Source organism: Puia dinghuensis (assembly GCF_014642875.1).
GTDB lineage: Bacteria > Bacteroidota > Bacteroidia > Chitinophagales > Chitinophagaceae > Puia > Puia dinghuensis.
This window is the reverse complement of sequence record NZ_BMJC01000003.1, coordinates 1-17,884: the sequence shown is the minus strand read 5'-3', so window position 1 is coordinate 17,884 and position 17,884 is coordinate 1. Positions and strand designations below refer to the sequence as shown.

Genomic DNA, 17,884 nt, shown 5'->3' with positions numbered 1-17,884 from the left:
CTATGCTTACAACAATGTCCCACCTGTCGGAAGGACAGGTAAAGCAGCTGGCGGAGCTGGTACAGAAAATTGTATCCGCCATTTCCCCGGAAAAGATCGTTTGTTACGGATACCGGACCTATACCACGCAGGATTGGGGCCTTTTCCTGTTCGGTGAGCAATTCACGGAGGATAAGGATACCTACCACCTTCTAATCATCACAGGGGTCGAAGAAAAGCGGCAGGACTATGAGGTCATCCAGCTAGTCGAGCAGGTTAGTAAGCCCCTGGCGTATGTAACGTCCATCGTGCATAAACTTTCCTTTGTCAACGCGGCCCTTGCGGAGGATTCCCCATTCTTTACCGACCTATACCACGAAGGCGTTTTGTTATACGAAAGAAACAGCGGCCAGCTGGTGACGCCCCCAGCGCAACCCGACCAACCGGGTACGGCTGATAAGATCAAAGCGTATTGGGCAAAGGAGTACGGCCTTGCCCAGCAGTTTTACAACGCGGCGGCCTATAGCCTGTCCTCCGGCTGGCTGGTCCTCACAGGGTTTTTACTCCATCAGGCCGTTGAACATACTTGTATCGCCCTAATCCGGGCAGCTACCGGGTATCGGACCAATACGCACAACCTGACCCGCTTACTGGCATTAACGGAAGCCTTTTCTTTACTCCCGATGACCATATTTCCCCGGATCACAACGGAGGAAACGGAGCTGTTTGATTTACTGGTACGTGGATATTCCGATAGCAGGTATAAAAGCGGATACAATTTACCCATTGAAAAGGCGACGATCCTGGTCGAACGAGTGAGGGAATTACAGGCCATTGCGCAAATGCTCTACGAGGAAAAGCTAAAAGCCTGTACCACTAACCGGATTATTTCCTTTCCCCTGGTCGTGGAGAACCCACAACCCTAAACCGATACCATGCGTACAAAGCTGACATTATACCAATCCCTGGAAGAGTTAGGGTTCAATCTGTATATATACCGTATGGCCCGGAAACTAAGCAGGGAACAGGTTGCGGCTGCTATAGGTATTTCTCCTGCTACCGTGGCAAAGGCTGAAAATGGCCGCTGGCCTCATTTACCCATATCAATCGTTTATGGGCTTTGCCAATATTACGGCCTGCCAACAATGGCGGCCTATGAGTTTTGCGGTCCCTGAGCTGGCGGGTTACTTCTTCGCGGCTAACTGGCTTTGGAGGATTTCAACCTTTTGCCTTTCTGATTCTAGGAGCCGTTCGTAGAGCTTTTCATTTTTCTCTACCGCCTCCACCCATTTGTCAATAGGGTTGATCGTGCATTTGTAGTTGATATGTGGACCGCCATTAATAACCGCGCTGTCATAGTTATTTTGAATGTTATTTATGGCCGTTTCTTCATCGAAATTTTTGAGGGCATCAGCTGGCACATGCAATGCTTTAGCTATACGTTCTAGTAGTTCCGGTTCAATGGTTTCCTTACCCTCTAAGAGGGAAATTTTTTTCTGGTTCCAATCCTCCCCCAATTCAGCGGCTAAAATTTCCTGTTTAATTCCTAACAATTCGCGGAAGCGCTTAACGTTTCGACCATGATGTATTGTTTCGGGCATAGCTGTACTTGTCATGTTTCAAAATAGGTTGTGAGTGATTGGAACAAATGAGCTACTAAACCAGAGACAAAGTAACGAACACAGACCTAAAAACCTAAAAGATAAAAATTTCGGCCACAAAACCGACCACGAGGCTAAAAGAAAAACGGTGTAGTATATTCGCTATCAATACATTACACCGTTTCTTTTGTACCGCGTAGGGGAATCGAACCCCTCATTCCTCCGTGAAAGGGAGGCGTCTTAACCGATTGACCAACGCGGCTTTCGTATAAACCGTATTGCCGGTTTTCCGTGAAAGGAGTGCAAAGATATAGTCCATTCAAAAACCGGCCAAATTTTTAATCATCAATTTGTTTTGTCGTTGCTTTCCACAGCCGCAAGCTCAGAACTTCGTCCGGCCTGCTTCGACACGGCCGTCCTCGTTCGCATCCATCGCTTAGGCTCGGATGTCCTCAAAAATACCCAGGAAAAGGGGCACCAGGACCGGCCACGGGCCACGAAAAGAGGCACATTATCTCCAACACAAATTCGACCACGCCAAGCTATTGGTTTTAAAAAAATTAGCTCATCTTTTCAATTGATACCCAAAAATTTATAAACTCATAATACCCAATATTGTACCTTCGGCCTCTAAAATTCAAAATTCAAATTCATCGTTATGAGCACAGTAAAAGTTGCTATCAACGGTTTTGGCCGCATCGGACGATTGGCTTTCCGCCAGATTCATACGCTGGAGGGGATTGAAGTAGTAGCGATCAATGACTTGACCAGCCCCAAGGTTTTGGCTCACCTGCTGAAATATGACAGCGCACAGGGCCGCTTCGAAGAAAAGGTAACTTCCACCGAAAATTCCATTATTGTCAACGGTAAGGAAGTAAAAATATACGCTCAGAAGAACCCCGCCGAAATTCCCTGGAATTCCCACGACGTAGACGTCGTCCTCGAATGCACAGGCTTCTTCACCGATAAAGAAAAGGCAGAAGCTCACCTGAAAGCCGGCGCCAAACGCGTCGTCATCTCCGCACCCGCCACTGGCGACCTGAAGACCATCGTCTTCAACGTCAACCACAACACCCTCGACGGCAGCGAAACCATCATCAGCTGTGCTTCCTGTACTACCAACTGTCTGGCGCCCATGGCCCAGGTGCTGGATGACAAATACGGTATCGTCTCCGGTCTCATGACCACGATTCACGCCTATACCAACGACCAAAATACCCAGGACGCTCCCCATGCCAAAGGCGATCTCCGCCGCGCTCGCGCCGCTGCCGCCAACATCGTTCCCAACAGCACCGGGGCCGCAAAAGCCATCGGCCTGGTCCTGCCTAAACTCAAAGGCAAACTCGACGGCGGCGCCCAACGCGTCCCCACCATCACCGGCTCGCTTACCGAACTCGTCACTGTCCTCGGCAAAAAAGTCACTATCGAAGAAGTCAACGCCGCCATGAAAGCCGCCGCCAACGAAAGCTTCGGCTACACCGAAGACGAGATCGTCTCCACCGATGTCATCGGTATCCGTTACGGTTCGCTTTACGACGCCACCCAGACCCGCGTCATCACCAACGGCGACACCCAACTGGTAAAGACCGTCTCCTGGTATGACAACGAAATGAGCTATGTCAGCCAGCTCGTTCGCAGCTTGCACTACTTCGCCAAACTGATCTCCAAATAAGGTCTAACGAATAAAAGCCCGGTCCCACTCGCCGGGCTTTATATATTTATTATCTACTATTTTATGAGCCAATTCAGCCAGCACAGCTTTGCAAATGAAAAAGCCCTCATCCGGGTTGACTTCAACGTTCCGCTGAACGACAAGTACGAGATCACCGATGACACCCGCATCCGGGCCGCCATCCCCACCATCAAAAAGATCCTCGCCGACGGCGGCAGCGTCATCCTGATGAGCCACCTCGGCCGCCCCAAGGACGGTCCCACCGAAAAATTTTCACTGAAACACCTCGTCTCACACCTGCAGCAGCTGCTCGGCGTCCCCGTCCTCTTCGCCACCGACTGCATCGGCGAACCCGCCACCCAGGCTTCGGCCCAGCTAAAACCCGGCCAGGTGCTGCTGCTCGAAAACCTCCGGTTCCATAAGGAAGAAGAAAAAGGCGACAAAGCCTTCGCCGAACAACTGGCTAAACTCGGCGACGTCTACGTAAACGACGCCTTTGGCACCGCCCATCGCGCCCACGCCTCCACCGCGGTCATCGCCCAGTTCTTCCCCAAAGACAAACGAATGTTCGGTCTGCTGATGGAAAGCGAAGTCAGCAGCGCGGAAAAAGTCCTGCACCAGGCCCAAAAGCCCTTCGTTGCCATCATCGGCGGCGCCAAGGTCTCTGATAAGATACTCATCATCGAAAACCTGCTCGAACGCGCTACCGACATCATCATCGGCGGCGGCATGGCCTACACCTTCTTCAAAGCAACCGGCGGCAAAATCGGCAACTCCCTCTGCGAGAACGATCGCCTCGACACCGCCTGCGAATTGCTCGGAAAGGCCGCGACCAAAGGCGTCACGATTCACCTTCCTCCGGATTCCATCATCGCCGATAAGTTCGCCGCTGATGCCATGGATTCGGCGGCGCCCAGCAACAACATCCCCGATGGCTGGATGGGCCTCGACATCGGCGAAAATGCCTGCGAACAATTCGCCAACGTCATCCGCCAGTCGAAGACCATCCTCTGGAACGGCCCCATGGGTGTCTTTGAAATGGCCAAATTCCAGCACGGCACAAAAGCCATCGCCAAGGCCGTAGCGGACGCCACCGCAAAAGGCGCCTTCTCTCTCGTGGGCGGAGGCGACTCCGTTGCCGCCGTCAACCAGTTCGGCTATGCCGACAAGGTAAGCTATGTCTCCACCGGCGGCGGCGCCATGCTCGAATATTTCGAGGGCAAAGAGCTCCCCGGCATCGCTGCAGTCAAGGCATAGTTCTCCGCCGCATCCGGCATCGCGCGCACCGCTGATCAACAAAAAATCTCCATCATAGCCCGATAATCATTAGATTTATCGGGCTTTTTCATCCTGGGCCGCCGGAAGCGGCTCGACCGAGTCTAAACCTCCTACTATGCGCATCCCAGCCATCTTCTGCTCCCTCTTCCTTTTCGCCGCGCCGCTCTTCGCCCAAAAACATCAAGGCGCCGCCAACCCCTTATCCGGCCTCGACACCACCTTCGATCGCGTATTGAAGACCTTCCACGTCGCGGGCTTTGCCGTGGCCGTCGTCGAAAAGGACAGCATCCTCTATGCAAATGGCTTTGGCTACCGCGACTGGGAGAACAAGATACCCGTCACCCCACATACCCTTTTTGCCATCGGCTCCTGCACCAAGGCCTTCACCGCCTCGCTGCTCGGTATACTCGAACAGGAAGGGCAGGTGAACCTCGACAAACCCGTCCGCGACTATCTCCCGTCATTGAAGTTCTACAACGAGCAGATGGACAATACCATCACCCTCCGCGACATGATGTGCCACCGCACCGGCCTGCCCCGCTATGACTTCTCCTGGTATTTCTTCCGTACCTCCTCGCGCGACAGCCTCCTGGGGCGCATCCGCTACATGGAGCCAACCGCCGGCATCCGCGAACGCTGGCAATACAACAACTTCATGTTCTTCGCCCAAGGCATGGTCGTGGAAAAACTAACGCATCAAACCTGGGAAGAAAATATTACCAACCGCATCTTCCGCCCCCTCGGGATGACGGAATCCACCCTCTCGATAGAGGACATGGTGAAACAAAAAGACTTCGCCGTGGGCTATGGCCTTAGAAAGGATAGTATCATAAAAAAGTTAGACTATTTCAAGGAGATACATGCCATCGCTCCCGCCGGCGCTATCAACAGCAATGTCCTGGACATGTCTTCATGGCTCAAAACCTGGATACATGGGGGGAAATATCATGGTAAAGAGATGATCCCGGGAACATACGCCACGCAGGCTATCAGCTCTCAGGTGGTCATTGGCGGCGGGCTTCCCTCAAAGGAGAGCCCCGACGTGTACTTTGCCACCTACGGCCTTGGCTGGTCGCTCTCCAGCTATCGCGGCCACTATCGTGTAGAGCACGGCGGCAACATCGATGGATTCTCAGCCAACGCCTGTCTATTCCCCGCCGATAGCATCGGTATCATCGTGCTCACTAACCAGGATGGCTCCGCCGTCCCGGCCGTGGTACGGAATATTATTGCCGATCGGCTCCTGCATCTACCGTATAAAAACTGGACAACCCAGTTGCATACACAGGATGAGCAGGCAAGGAGGACTCTCAGGCAGGCGGAGGCGGCAAAGATCTCCAATCGAAAACCGGGGACCCATACTTCTCATCCGCTGCAGGACTATACCGGTCTCTACAACAACCCCGCCTTTGGAACTTTCGAAGTATCCCTGAAGGGCGACTCGCTCTTTGCCTCTTTGGGCAACGAAGCCCTGTGGTTGAAACATTTTCACTATGATATCTTCATCCCCGTCCGAAAGGATCGCGAAGATGGCTACGATACCACCGGTGGCGATGAATCCAATAAAATGCAGTTCGACATGGACCCCGCCGGCGATATAACCACGGCGTCCATACCGCTCGAACCGTCGCTCAACAAGCCCATTGTCTTTACCCGGGCGCCGAAAGGCAAACCCCTCGACTCCGCCCAGTTGCAGAAATACGTGGGCGAATACGTCTTCGGCATCGGCGCTGTCACCGCAAAAGTCTATACAAAAGGGAAAACGCTCTATCTCTTTGTTGCCGGCCAGCCGGAGTATGAATTGGCCAACATCGGCCCGGACAAATTTACGATCACCTCGCTCAGCGGCTATACCATGCAGTTCGTCACCGACGCCCAGGGCCAGGTCACAGGACTGATGGCCATCCAACCTAATGGCACCTTCAAGGCTACGAGGAAAAAATAGGCGCCCCTATATGCGTATCACTATTTTCCCAAACTGCATTCCTTCATCCATATACCGGAAGGCCGCTTCACCTTCGTCCATCGCGAACACCCGGTCCACCACCGGCCTGATCCCATGCTGGCCTACAAAATCCACCATCGCCGCAAAATCCGCCGGACTTCCCATCGTCGATCCGAGCACATTCAACTGCTTCCAAAATATCCGCCGCAGAACCACCGACGAAGGATTGCCCCGTGTCGATCCATAAAAGACAAGCCGCCCTCCGGGCGTCGCAAGGTCGAGCAGATCGTTCATTCCATCCCCGCCCGCCCCGTCTACGATCACATCAAAAGCGCCCGCCTGCGCCCGCAATGCCGCTGCCCAGTCCGGGGTCCTATAATTAACACCGCCCAGAGCCCCCATCGCCTTCGCCCGCGCAAGCTTCTCGTCACTCCCCGACGTCACATACACCTTCGCCCCTGCCGCCACCGCAAACTGCAGGGCAAATAACGCCACTCCACCGCCGATGCCGGTGATGAGTACCCGTTCGCCGGCCCGCACCTGCCCCCGCACCATCGAGGCCCGGTAAGCAGTGACACCCGCCAACGGCAATGCCGCCGCCTCTTCAAATGACAAATGCGCCGGCTTGTCCACCAGGTTAGCCACCGGCACCACTACATACTCGGCCAGCGTCCCGTCATCCGGCAATCCCACGATGTGAAAATCCGTCGGGCTCTGGTACCCTGGAGCATCCCCCCAATGCAATGCCGGGTCGATGATCACCTCCTTCCCTGTCCAGTCTCCACCCGAAATGACAACACCCGCGCCATCCGACCCGGGGATAATCGGGAACTTCAACCCCGCATACTGCCCCTTCTGTATCCACACGTCCCGGTGATTCAACGCCGCTGCGTACACCTTCACCAACGCCTGCCCCGCTGCGGCAACCTTGTCCGCCACCGACAATAACTCCACCGGCTTATTCTTCTCTGTTATCACCAATGCTTTCATAGCTAATATTTAAACACCTTTCCCCCCGCCATCACTTCCTGCGTCTGCTCATCAAACGTCACCCGCTGCCCCGTCCGGTACGCTGCATTGGCCATGATCACTGCAATCGAGTGATTATACCCCGCCTCTATCGGCGCATTCGGCTGCTTCCGGCTCCGCACACACTCCATCCAGTTGCGCACATGCGCCGTCGTCAACGGATCACCTCCCGTACTCGCGTCAGTAGATATCTTCTCACCCAGCTCTTTCAAAGATAGCTCAGGCAGCTGATTTGCATGCATCCCCATCGCGCTCGCATATTTCTCGTTCAGCCCGCCCTCGGACGTGATCTTATTGGTATCCAGGTTCAGGGTTCCGCCATTGGAATAATAAATTTCCTTCGTCTCACCCGATGAATTCGTCTGCCGCGAAGTAAACACCACCTGGAACCCGGTGGATGCATCATTTAACGGACCGTAATCGAACACTACCGTCATCGTATCTGCATTCTTCCGTCCATCCTTCCACGCATAGATGCCCCCGTTGGCCGAAGCGCTCCGCGGATGCGGCAACTGTGCAAACCAATGAACGGTATCTATCTGATGGCTCATCCACTGCCCCGGCAGCCCGGACGAATACGGCCAGAACAAGCGGAACTCCAAATGTTTCCGCGCATCAAACGGCTCGTAAGGACGGTTCATCAGGAAGCGCTTCCAATCCGTATCTTCCTCCCGCATCTGCGCCACCAGCGCAGGCCGCCGCCAACGCCCCGGTTGATTCACATTCCAGGTGAGGTCCACCATCACAATCGGTCCAAACTTCCCCGACTGGATGAATTCCGCCGCAGCCCAATAGTTGGCTCCACTGCGACGCTGCGAACCGATCTGGACGATCCTGCCCGACTCTTTCACCGCCTTCAGCACCGCCCGTGCATCCTCCATCGTCTCCGCCAGCGGCTTCTCCGTATATGTATCGCGGCCCGCCTTCACCGCCTCCACGGTATGCAAGGCATGCTGAAAATCCGCCGTCGAGATCATCACCGCATCCACTTCCTTGATGGCATACAACGCGTCGTTATTCACGCAAGCCTGCACCGGGTGCCCAAACTTCTGCGCCAAAAAAGCGCTGCCTTCCTCTCTCCGTTTCTTCCAGATATCCGACACGGCGATGATATCGAAATTCATCTCCTGGTAGCTTTTCAAAAAAGCCGGGATATGATCGTGCTGGTGCCGATCGGAAAAGCCTACTACGCCCACCCGCACCCGATCGTTGGCGCCGATGATGCGGCGATAGCTGCTCGCACTGAATCCAAGCGCGCCCATGTAAGTGGCCATCCCGGCCATACTGGTGTTACGGATAAAATCTCTGCGTGACGTTGTCATATGGAAGTGTATTTTATAATTTAATGTCTGTACCCTTCGGTACGAACTGGACCGAGTCCAGTTCCGGTAAATGTACTAATTTAGGACATTGCTCAAGCAAACGCCTGTTATATGATCAAATCCACGCTCCGCAAACGTTTTCGTAAATTTTTTTTCCTGCCCGCGCTGCTTTTTCCGGCCATTCTCCACGCGCAGGCCATGCACATAAAAGTACAACACAACCCCGCCGCCCGCACCATCACCGTCACCGCCGACGGCAAACCCTTTACTACTTTCATTTATCCCGACACGCTCGCCAAACCCGTCTTATATCCCATCTATGCTGCCGACGGCCAACTCATCACCCGCGGCTTTCCGCTTGCACCACGTGCCGGCGAACCCGTCGACCATCCGCATCATGTCGGCCTCTGGTTTAACTATGAGAATGTCAATGGCCTCGACTTCTGGAACAACTCCTACGCCATCCCCGCCGCCAAAAAAAGCCAATATGGCTGGATCCATGTCGACAGCATCCTCGAAGCGGGCAACATCTCCAGCGAAGCCCTCGCCCTCACCCATTACCCCAATACCAACGTCACCAACCCCACTTCCTCCGGCACCGCCATGCCATCCCACACCGCCAACCCAAACGCCGTCGTATCACCCAAGCCCGGCGAGCCAACCAGCTCGTTCGGTAGCCCTTGCGCCAACTGCAACGGCATCATCCGCTATGCTGCCCGCTGGACCGATCAAGAGCAAAACACCCTCTTGAAAGAACACACCACTTTTATCTTTAATGGCAACCAGGACGAATGGGTCATCGATCGCATTGCTACTCTCACGGCTGTCGCGGATGCCGGCGTAAGTTTCCCCGACGCAAAAGACGGCATGCTCGGCCTTCGTGTCACAAAAGAATTACAAATACCCTCCAACACCCCCGGCCAATTCGTCGATGACAAAGGAAATATAACAAAGGTGGCGGCAGGCAACACCCCCGACATCAATGGCAATTATATCACCAGCGAAGGAAAAACCGGCGACAGCGCCTGGGGAACGAGAGGCGCCTGGTGCATGCTTTATGGCAAAAAAGGTAAGGACACCCTCAGCATCCTCATTATCGACAACCCCGCCAATCCCGGCTATCCCACGTATTGGCACGCCCGCGGTTATGGCCTCTTTGCCGCTAACCCCCTGGGCCAGAAGATATTCAGTAACGGTAAGCAGACCATGAACTTCCGCCTTGAAAAAGGCCAGTCCGCCACCTTTCGCCATCGGATAGTGATATACGCCGGCTACCGCCGGCTGCCCACCGGCAGAATCCGGGCAAATACCGACGGTTTCGCCCAATTAAAGTGAAATCTACCTCTGATCCCATGAAACCCGCATCACGGACCTCGCCAAAAGGTGTAAATTTGGTCCGTTAACCTAAAACAGGCTAACCTTAAAAATTGAAAAAATGAGCACGAAGAATCTCACCCTTATCGTGGTATTAGTTGTCATCCTCCTCTTCGGTGGCTGCGCCTGCAGCCGTTACAACGGATTGGTTAGCGTCGACCAGGGCGTCAAGACCTCGTGGAGCAACGTCGAAACGCAATATCAACGCCGTACCGATCTGTACAATAGCATCATCAAGACCATCGAAGGCTCGGCCAACTTCGAAAAATCCACTCTCAAGGAAGTCATCACCGCCCGCGCCAAAGCCACCAGTGTCACCGTCGATGTCAACGACTCTGCTTCGCTGGGCGCCTATCAACGGGCACAGGCTCAATTGCAGGGTTCCTTCAGCCGCCTAATGGCTGTTGCCGAAGCCTATCCCGATCTGAAAACTACGCAGCAGTTCCAGGATTTCCAGACCAATATTGCCGGCACTGAAAACCGCATAAACAATTCCCGTCGCGAATTCAACGCCGCCGTCAACGATTACAACCTGAAGGTTAAAACCTTCCCCAATAACATCTTCGCGGGCATCTTCGGCTTCCATGAAAAGCCCTACTATAAGGCAGACCCAGGCAGCGAGAACGCCCCGGAAATTCACTTTGATATAAAATAAGCCTAGCGGCGGCAGTCCACAATTTTCACGGCCTGGCCTGCCGCCGCCCCCTCACACAAAAACATCTTGCCTTGGCTATCCAATTCTTCAAAAAAAAGGCCCTCTTCAATGAAGAGCAGCAGCACCGCATCGTCACCGCTATCAAGGCTGCCGAGAAACGTACCAGCGGCGAGATCCGGGTATTTGTAGAAAGCCGCTGCCGCTATGTCGACCCCCTCGACCGTGCCGCTGAGGTCTTCAGAGCCCTCCAAATGGAAAAGACCGCCGCCCGCAACGGCGTACTCGTCTATGTCGCGCTGAAGTCCCGGCAACTGGCTGTTGCGGGCGACCGTGGCATCCACGAAAAGGTAGGCCAGGCCTTCTGGGACCAGCAGGTGAAGAACATGCTGGCTCATTTCTACAAGGCCGATTATGCGGAAGGCATTGCCCGGGTCGTCGAAGAGATTGGCCACGCGCTCGAACAACATTTTCCCTATGACGGCGACACCGACGTCAACGAACTCCCGGACGATATTGTCTTCGGCCGGTGATCCCGCTACTATCAATCGCACGCAATGAAAAAACTCCTCTTCCTCTTCTTCGCCACCCTCACCCTCATCCGTCCCCTGGTCACCCATGCCCAGGCCGTTCCGCCAAAACCCGATCCCCCACGGCTGGTCAACGACTTCGCACATGTCATGACTCCCGACCAGGTGTCGGCCCTCGAGCACAAGCTCGTCAATTACGACGACAGCACCTCCAACCAGATCGTCATCGTCACCGAGCCAACCATCGGCGACGCGGACATCAACGAATATTCCACTCAACTCTTCAACAACTGGGGCATCGGTAATAAGCATACGAACAATGGCGTCCTCATCTTCGTCGCCGTCGACAAGCACCAGGTCTTCATCAATGTCGGCACTGGACTCCAGGGCGCCATCCCCGATGTCACGGCAAAAGCCATCATTGATAATGAGATCATTCCCAATTTCCGCAGCAGCACGGGAGATAACTATTACCGCGGCTTCGACCAGGCAGCAGACGCCCTTGTAAAGGCAGCCGCCGGCGAATACAAGGCAACCAATGAATACGCCAATCGCGGCCGCCGGCATTCCCGGGGTAGTGGTACCGGCATCGGCATCTTCTTTATCATCTTCGTCATTATCATCGTGGCCATCTTTCGTCGCGGTGGCGGTGGTGGGGGTGGGGGAGGTTACTTCGGTGGTGGTGGCTTCCTGCCCTTCCTGCTCGGTACCATGGTCGGCCGCGGCTTTGGCAGTGGCGGTGGATGGGGCGGCGGTGGCGGAGGCGGCTGGTCCGGTGGTGGAGATAGTGGTGGTGGCTTCGGCGGCTTCGGTGGCGGCAGCAGCGATGGCGGCGGCGCCGGCGGATCCTGGTAAACGAATAAAAAAAAGCCCCGTTGAGGCGGGGCTTTTTTTTTATTTTGTGAGCTTCATATTAATATAATCTGCCTGGTCCTGCATCCCCTCTGCCTGCTTCTTCCTCGCAACCCCCTTCAACGCATTGTCAAAATAAGCATCTGTCCTGCTGCGATACGCTTGCGGTATTGCCTCCTTGAACTGTATCAACAGATCAACCCCCCGCTTCACCCTATCCGTACTCTTCACCTTCGTCAGCATCGACGCATACGGCATCATAAACTGGAATTTAGCCTGCCCCGTCTGCATCCGCTCGAAATTGTCCGACACCACATCGAAATCACTCTCATCCCCTGATTGAACCAGGATCTTCGAGATCGCGATCGACAACTCACCCTTCGCCGGCTGCTTGAGCATCTTCTTCGCCAGCGCCAGCGCCGACGTACTGTCTATCGCCGACATGGCTTCCAAGGCATTGCCCGCAACCGTATAAGAAGAGTCTGCCGACGCTTTGATGAACAACGGCTCGTAGGCCGGATTGCCGAAAGCGCCCAGTATCTCTATAGCCGTTGCCTTCACAACCCGGCTCGGATCATTCTGCGCCAGCTGGGCCACCAGCGGCTCGAACGCCGTTTTCAACGCATCCTGTTTCCACTCTATCTTGTTCATCGTAAGGTCCCGGATGCGGTAGTAACGATCTTTCAGCGCCGTTTTCAACAGTGACACCGCCTTCGGATCGTCCTGGTGGGCAGCACAATATTCTACTGCTTCCCGCCGGTCGACATAATTCCCGGCATAAGTATACTGGTGGATGAAATTGTCAAGCGTCTTGTTATCCTTCTTCTCGCAAAGCAACATCTTGTCGCCGTCTACATTCACCAGATCGGGATGGCTCTTATAAGAAAAAGTAAAGGTGTCCGTCTTATCCTCGATCCACACCTTGTGGCGCTCTTTCGCCGCCCCATTGTAAATATCTATAGCTATCGGCAGCCGAAACACCTTTCCCGTCTCCTGCGTCTGGTTCACGATCACCTGCACCTTCCCCGCCGCATCGTCATACACATAATCGATCGACAATTTCGGATGACCGCTGCCATAATACCACTGGTTCCAATACCAGTTGAGATCCTCGCCTGTCACCTCTTCGAAGGCCAGCCGCAGCTGTTGCGCTTCCGCTGATTTGAACTTGTTCTCCGTCAGGTACACGTGCAGGGCCTGGAAGAAGGCGCTATCGCCGACATAATTCCGCAACATGTTCAGGATGCGGCCGCCTTTGGGATAGCTCACCTGGTCGAACACATCCTCTTTGTCGGCGTAATAAAAGCGCACCAGGTTTTTTGATGCATTCTCCGGCTGTTGGAGGTAGCTCTGGATCCCCTGGTAATTCACTGCATCTCCTGCGTCCTTGCCGTATTTGTATTCGTTCCACATTGTTTCGCTATAGTCGGCGAAAGACTCGTTCAACGTGATGTTGCTCCAGCTCTCGGTCGTGACCAGGTCGCCAAACCACTGGTGAAACAGCTCATGCGCGATCACATCCTCCCATCCGTTGCCGTCGGTCAATTCCCGGGCATCCTGCTGCGCTCCTTCGCCATGCAGCGTGGAAGTGGTGTTCTCCATCGCTCCACTGACATAGTCCCTGCCGACGATCTGGTCGTACTTCGGCCAGGGATAGTCGATCCCCGTGATGCGGGAATAAAAGGCGATCATCTCCGGCGTATGACCAAAAATGCGGCGAGCCACCGGTGCATAGGCCTTTTCTACATAATAATTTACATCCTTGCCCTTGTAAGAATCCTTTACGATCGCATAGTCGCCCACCCCCATAAAGAAAAGGTAGGGCGCATGCGGCAGGTCCATCTTCCAATGATCGGTGCGCGTGCCATCGCCATTCTCCTTCTGCCCCACCATTACCCCGTTGGACAACGTCACATATTTGGAAGGAACGGTCATATATATCTCCTCGGTCGTTTTCTGGTTCGGTTTGTCAATCGTCGGAAACCACACCGAATTCGCCTCTGTCTCGCCCTGAGTCCAGATCTGTGTCGGTTTATTCTTGTCCTCGCCCTTGGGGTTGATAAAATACAGGCCTTTGGCATCGGTTATCGCCGCGCTGCCCTTCACCTTCAGCTCGTTCGGCTTCGCCGTATAATCGATGAAAAGCGTATAGTCCTCCGTGTGTTTATATACCCGGTCGAGATGGATCCGCAGCACCATCCCGTCATAATCGTATTTCAGCGGGGTTTTCTTTCCCTCTTTGTCGATCTCGACGGCATGGATATCCATCCCTTTCGCGTCCAGCGATACCGTGTCGGTAGGATAGAAGTGCGGTTTTAGCGTCACCCAGGCCTTGCCGTACATATAGGATTTGTCGTAATCGAACTTGACTTCCAACTTCGTATTGATCAGGTCGTCATATTTGGTAGCCGTCGCGCGGTAAATCTTCTTCCAGGAATCATCCTCCGGCTGGTGCGCTTCCTGCGCCTGTACAAGGAGCGCACTGGACAAGCACCCCGCTAATAGGACAGTAAATAATTTCGTTTGATGCCTCATGTGTTGGTAAATGTGCATAGTGATTTTTTTACAGGTGATAAAGATAATCGTTGGTCCGTGACCTTACCTGCCGCCTATCCATTTTTCCCTTCCGCCCCCCTCTTACCTATTGTAAATATTTAATAAATATATCATTCGTATAATCCGTTGACTATGGTTTTTCTTAACTTGCACCAGATTTACCATTATTGAACCCTGTAAAAATCAGTAACGGTGACCCTGTCGCGGGCGTCTGCCGGAGCATAATCCCCTAAGTCATGTGTAAGTTCGGTTTGGTCCTTCTTTTGTCGTTGCTGGTGGGTCACAACTATGCACAGGACTATTTTGTTCTTATCCGAACGGACAACCACCAGCCCTTCTATGTCCGGCTGGGCGGGCAATATTACAGCTCTGCCGCCGATGGCCATCTCATCCTGTCGCAATTGAAGGACAGCACGTATACAATAATTGTTGGCATTCCTCCTCATGGCGCCGCAGGGGAGCAGACCTATACGTTTGCCGTGAACCACACCGATCGGGAGCTCGAGATCAGGCCTCACGGCGAGGCAGGGTGGGGGCTTTACAATCCGATGGGCAACGACTGGCTCGCCGCCCAAAATACGGCCCGCGAAGAGATTCATGCCGTCGGCATCCGCCGCGAGGACGACTTCTCCCGGATGATGGCCGGCATCGTGCAGGATACGGCCGTATTATATAACAACTACGTCGCCACCGCTCCAGTCGACACCCCTGCAACCGCCAACACACCAGCAATAGCCACTCGCCTCGACTCCGACCGCACTGATACCTCGTCCACCGTCGCAACCAAACCCGCAAACACCACTCGCCTCGATAGCCCCACCATTACAAAACCCGACAGCGCCATCGCTACCCTAAAGCCCGTGGACACCCCCACAACCGCCTCTACTCCAATCCATACCGACACTGCCGCTACAACTACCGCTCCCCAATACCGGCCTGTCGCCGGCACCGCCCTCCATCGATCTGCCCCCGTGGTCGACTCTTCCAGCCAGCAACAACTGTTCAGACCACTGCCTGCCATCGTCAAACTCAGTGAAAGGAAAGGAGCCCGGTACATGCGCCTCGTATATGCCGATCGGGGCATGGGAACAAAGGCCGACACCATCGTCCTCTATATTCTTTACGATACCGTCGCGACTGCTGCCGCCCAAAAGCACCATAGCGCCGACAGCAGCAGGTTACCCGCTATGAGAAGCCATGGCCCGAACCCGGACAGCCCAACCCAAGCCCAGGGCGCTCCTAATAAGGCCGTCATGCCGGTGCCCATCAATTCCGCGGCCGATAAATCCCGCATCGCCGACTCGGGCCAGAAGGGGGCGACAAGGGCTCCCTTGCCGTATGTCAACTCCGACTGCCACAACTTCGCCTCGGACTACGATGTCGACAAACTGCGGGTAAAGATGCTGGCGGCTGAAAAGGACGAAGAGCGCATAGCCGCCGCCCTCAAGGTCTTCAAGGCCAAATGCTTTTACACCCGCCAGGTCCGCGCCCTCAGCGAAGTTTTTGCCACCGATGCAGGGAAATACAGGTTCTTCGAAGCCGCCTGGCCCTATGCCGCCGACGAACACTTTCGCGAACTGAGCGCCCTCCTCACCGACCCCGTCTATGTCGCAAAATTCAAAACCCTGATGGGCGGGCGTTAACCCACGTATCTTTGTCCCCATGCCCAGGTATTTCCTCGAACTCTCCTACAAAGGCAACAACTACAGCGGATTCCAGATACAGGACAACGCCAACTCCATCCAGCAGGAGGTGGAAAAAGCCCTCGCCATCTTCTTCCGCCAGCGGTTCGACCTCACCAGCTCGTCCCGTACCGACGCCGGCGTCCATGCCCTGCAAAACTTCTTTCACTTTGATTATGAAGAAATTATCGACCCGAGGGTGCTCTACAATATCAATGCCATCCTCCCGCCCGACATCGTCCTGAAAAACCTCTACCCCGTTGCCGCCGACGCCCACTGCCGCTTCGACGCCACCAGCCGCGAGTACCGGTATTATCTCTATCGGGTAAAGAACCCTTTCCTCGCCGATCGCGCCTGGTTCTATCCTTATACCCTCGATCGGGAGAAGCTCGACGCTGCCGCCCGCATCATCCCCGCTCACCACGACTTCACTACCTTTTCCAAGCGCAACACGCAAGTCAAGACCTTTCTCTGCACCATCTATGACAGCGTCTGGGAAGAGGACGGGCAATGCCTTGTCTATCGCGTCCGCGCCAACCGTTTCCTCCGTGGGATGGTTCGCGGACTGGTCAGCACCATGGTCCAGGTGGGCCGCGGCAAACTGAGCCTGGAGGAACTCGACGCTATCCTCGGCGAAAGGAACAACCAGTTGGCCGATTTCACCGCGCCCGGCCACGGGCTTTTTCTGCATCAGGTAACCTTCCCCGTTAGTGTCCTGGATCCGCACGCGGGATAGCCTGTTCACACTGCGGCAAACTGTGGCATTCATCGCCGTTAGTTTCTCCCGCGCCGGTGGCGGAAAATTTTTTATTCGGCCAGGAGGTGCACCGGCACTATGTTTCACGCGTTATGCACATTGCATGAAAGAAGAATTTTCAAAAAAGATTTGGCAGCGTTGTGCATGTGCTTATCTTTGCAACCCGATTTGAAATAAAGGGCACGAAATACCCTCACATCGGACAAGTTCTTTGCAAGCGGACAGCCCAATTACGACAGAAAATGTGATGAAAGACGGGAAACAGATTCTCAAAAAAATCGGGTGAAAAATTGGTGGTTAACGATCCTGATCGTATCTTTGCCGTCCGCTTTAAAATTTTTTGATTGATCTTTCAAATACTGCACACTGTTTTCACATCTTCTGTGAATAACTAAAGAAAGGAAAACAGCAGAAAGTTTTTGATAGTTTGATAAAGGCTCTTAACTTTGCAATCCGTTCGAAAAAAACGGTAGGCAAAAGCCAAAAAGTTCTTTGAAAGAAGGGAAACAATAGCACAAAGAAACTTAGTTTTTTTGGTAAGGTTATATTAGCGAAAGAGATCGATAATATGACGTCAAATTTCGAGAGAAAATTGATAGTCAGTATCAAACAACATTTACAATGGAGAGTTTGATCCTGGCTCAGGATGAACGCT

15 protein-coding genes and 1 tRNA gene are annotated in these 17,884 nt (G+C 54.0%); 11 read left to right on the top strand and 5 right to left on the bottom strand.

Going from position 1 to position 17,884, the window contains the following annotated elements:
* The first annotated feature begins 2 nt into the window (after positions 1–2).
* Positions 3–905, top strand: a complete 903-nt coding sequence (locus IEY39_RS13390) for a HEPN domain-containing protein (protein WP_188932340.1) — start codon at positions 3–5, stop codon at positions 903–905.
* Between the two features lie 9 nt (positions 906–914).
* Positions 915–1,154: a helix-turn-helix domain-containing protein gene (locus IEY39_RS30235; RefSeq protein ID WP_188932338.1), complete on the top strand. Its 240-nt coding sequence runs from the start codon at positions 915–917 to the stop codon at positions 1,152–1,154.
* 9 nt (positions 1,155–1,163) lie between these two features.
* Here IEY39_RS30235 and IEY39_RS13380 read toward each other — a convergent pair whose 3' ends face one another.
* Both IEY39_RS13380 and IEY39_RS13375 read right to left on the bottom strand, forming a co-directional pair.
* Positions 1,164–1,595, bottom strand: coding sequence for a helix-turn-helix domain-containing protein (locus IEY39_RS13380; protein ID WP_188932336.1), 432 nt, complete (start codon positions 1,593–1,595; stop codon positions 1,164–1,166).
* 175 nt (positions 1,596–1,770) lie between these two features.
* A tRNA-Glu gene (locus IEY39_RS13375) sits at positions 1,771–1,842 on the bottom strand.
* Between the two features lie 396 nt (positions 1,843–2,238).
* On the opposite strand from IEY39_RS13375, the gene gap reads away from it, so the two are divergent.
* From gap to IEY39_RS13360, 3 genes are all read left to right on the top strand, one after another.
* Positions 2,239–3,252, top strand: coding sequence for a type I glyceraldehyde-3-phosphate dehydrogenase (gap, locus tag IEY39_RS13370; protein WP_188932334.1), 1,014 nt, complete (start codon positions 2,239–2,241; stop codon positions 3,250–3,252).
* A 63-nt stretch (positions 3,253–3,315) separates the two neighbouring features.
* The gene (locus IEY39_RS13365; RefSeq protein WP_188932328.1) at positions 3,316–4,509 is read left to right on the top strand and encodes a phosphoglycerate kinase; all 1,194 of its coding nucleotides are present in this window, start codon (positions 3,316–3,318) and stop codon (positions 4,507–4,509) included.
* Positions 4,510–4,645: 136 nt separating this feature from the next.
* Positions 4,646–6,475 carry a serine hydrolase gene (locus IEY39_RS13360; RefSeq protein ID WP_188932325.1) on the top strand — a complete coding sequence of 610 codons (1,830 nt, stop codon included), beginning with the start codon at positions 4,646–4,648 and terminating at the stop codon, positions 6,473–6,475.
* A 6-nt stretch (positions 6,476–6,481) separates the two neighbouring features.
* Here the strand turns inward: IEY39_RS13360 and IEY39_RS13355 are convergent, their stop codons facing one another.
* Together IEY39_RS13355 and IEY39_RS13350 are read right to left on the bottom strand one after the other, a co-directional pair.
* The gene (locus tag IEY39_RS13355; RefSeq protein ID WP_188932323.1) at positions 6,482–7,465 is read right to left on the bottom strand and encodes a zinc-binding dehydrogenase; all 984 of its coding nucleotides are present in this window, start codon (positions 7,463–7,465) and stop codon (positions 6,482–6,484) included.
* A gap of 2 nt (positions 7,466–7,467) precedes the next feature.
* Positions 7,468–8,826, bottom strand: coding sequence for a Gfo/Idh/MocA family protein (locus tag IEY39_RS13350; RefSeq protein ID WP_188932321.1), 1,359 nt, complete (start codon positions 8,824–8,826; stop codon positions 7,468–7,470).
* Between the two features lie 111 nt (positions 8,827–8,937).
* On the opposite strand from IEY39_RS13350, the gene IEY39_RS13345 reads away from it, so the two are divergent.
* The 4 genes from IEY39_RS13345 (at position 8,938) to IEY39_RS13330 (ending at position 12,237) form a co-directional block, all read left to right on the top strand.
* Positions 8,938–10,161, top strand: coding sequence for a DUF6807 domain-containing protein (locus tag IEY39_RS13345; protein ID WP_188932319.1), 1,224 nt, complete (start codon positions 8,938–8,940; stop codon positions 10,159–10,161).
* Between the two features lie 100 nt (positions 10,162–10,261).
* Positions 10,262–10,855, top strand: coding sequence for a LemA family protein (locus IEY39_RS13340; protein ID WP_188932317.1), 594 nt, complete (start codon positions 10,262–10,264; stop codon positions 10,853–10,855).
* A 71-nt stretch (positions 10,856–10,926) separates the two neighbouring features.
* On the top strand, positions 10,927–11,385 hold the full coding sequence (locus IEY39_RS13335; RefSeq protein WP_188932314.1) for a TPM domain-containing protein: 459 nt from the start codon (positions 10,927–10,929) through the stop codon (positions 11,383–11,385).
* Positions 11,386–11,409: 24 nt separating this feature from the next.
* The gene (locus IEY39_RS13330) at positions 11,410–12,237 is read left to right on the top strand and encodes a TPM domain-containing protein (protein ID WP_188932312.1); all 828 of its coding nucleotides are present in this window, start codon (positions 11,410–11,412) and stop codon (positions 12,235–12,237) included.
* Between the two features lie 39 nt (positions 12,238–12,276).
* On the opposite strand, the gene IEY39_RS13325 is transcribed toward IEY39_RS13330, so the two are convergent.
* On the bottom strand, positions 12,277–14,724 hold the full coding sequence (locus IEY39_RS13325; RefSeq protein WP_229688900.1) for a M1 family aminopeptidase: 2,448 nt from the start codon (positions 14,722–14,724) through the stop codon (positions 12,277–12,279).
* Positions 14,725–15,026: 302 nt separating this feature from the next.
* On the opposite strand from IEY39_RS13325, the gene IEY39_RS13320 reads away from it, so the two are divergent.
* Together IEY39_RS13320 and truA are read left to right on the top strand one after the other, a co-directional pair.
* The gene (locus tag IEY39_RS13320) at positions 15,027–16,433 is read left to right on the top strand and encodes a hypothetical protein (RefSeq protein WP_188932310.1); all 1,407 of its coding nucleotides are present in this window, start codon (positions 15,027–15,029) and stop codon (positions 16,431–16,433) included.
* A gap of 19 nt (positions 16,434–16,452) precedes the next feature.
* Positions 16,453–17,208 (top strand): tRNA pseudouridine(38-40) synthase TruA, encoded by a 756-nt coding sequence (gene truA, locus IEY39_RS13315; protein ID WP_188932308.1) that lies wholly within the window; start codon positions 16,453–16,455, stop codon positions 17,206–17,208.
* The last annotated feature ends 676 nt before the right edge of the window (positions 17,209–17,884 follow it).

Excerpts from the sequence above, each read along its gene's own strand:
- IEY39_RS13390 (WP_188932340.1), top strand. The coding sequence starts at position 3 with ATGCTTACAACAATGTCCCACCTGTCGGAAGGACAGGTAAAGCAGCTG.
- IEY39_RS30235 (WP_188932338.1), top strand. The coding sequence starts at position 915 with ATGCGTACAAAGCTGACATTATACCAATCCCTGGAAGAGTTAGGGTTC.
- IEY39_RS13380 (WP_188932336.1), bottom strand. The coding sequence starts at position 1,595 with ATGACAAGTACAGCTATGCCCGAAACAATACATCATGGTCGAAACGTT.
- gap (WP_188932334.1), top strand. The coding sequence starts at position 2,239 with ATGAGCACAGTAAAAGTTGCTATCAACGGTTTTGGCCGCATCGGACGA.
- IEY39_RS13365 (WP_188932328.1), top strand. The coding sequence starts at position 3,316 with ATGAGCCAATTCAGCCAGCACAGCTTTGCAAATGAAAAAGCCCTCATC.
- IEY39_RS13360 (WP_188932325.1), top strand. The coding sequence starts at position 4,646 with ATGCGCATCCCAGCCATCTTCTGCTCCCTCTTCCTTTTCGCCGCGCCG.
- IEY39_RS13355 (WP_188932323.1), bottom strand. The coding sequence starts at position 7,465 with ATGAAAGCATTGGTGATAACAGAGAAGAATAAGCCGGTGGAGTTATTG.
- IEY39_RS13350 (WP_188932321.1), bottom strand. The coding sequence starts at position 8,826 with ATGACAACGTCACGCAGAGATTTTATCCGTAACACCAGTATGGCCGGG.
- IEY39_RS13345 (WP_188932319.1), top strand. The coding sequence starts at position 8,938 with ATGATCAAATCCACGCTCCGCAAACGTTTTCGTAAATTTTTTTTCCTG.
- IEY39_RS13340 (WP_188932317.1), top strand. The coding sequence starts at position 10,262 with ATGAGCACGAAGAATCTCACCCTTATCGTGGTATTAGTTGTCATCCTC.
- IEY39_RS13330 (WP_188932312.1), top strand. The coding sequence starts at position 11,410 with ATGAAAAAACTCCTCTTCCTCTTCTTCGCCACCCTCACCCTCATCCGT.
- IEY39_RS13320 (WP_188932310.1), top strand. The coding sequence starts at position 15,027 with ATGTGTAAGTTCGGTTTGGTCCTTCTTTTGTCGTTGCTGGTGGGTCAC.
- truA (WP_188932308.1), top strand. The coding sequence starts at position 16,453 with ATGCCCAGGTATTTCCTCGAACTCTCCTACAAAGGCAACAACTACAGC.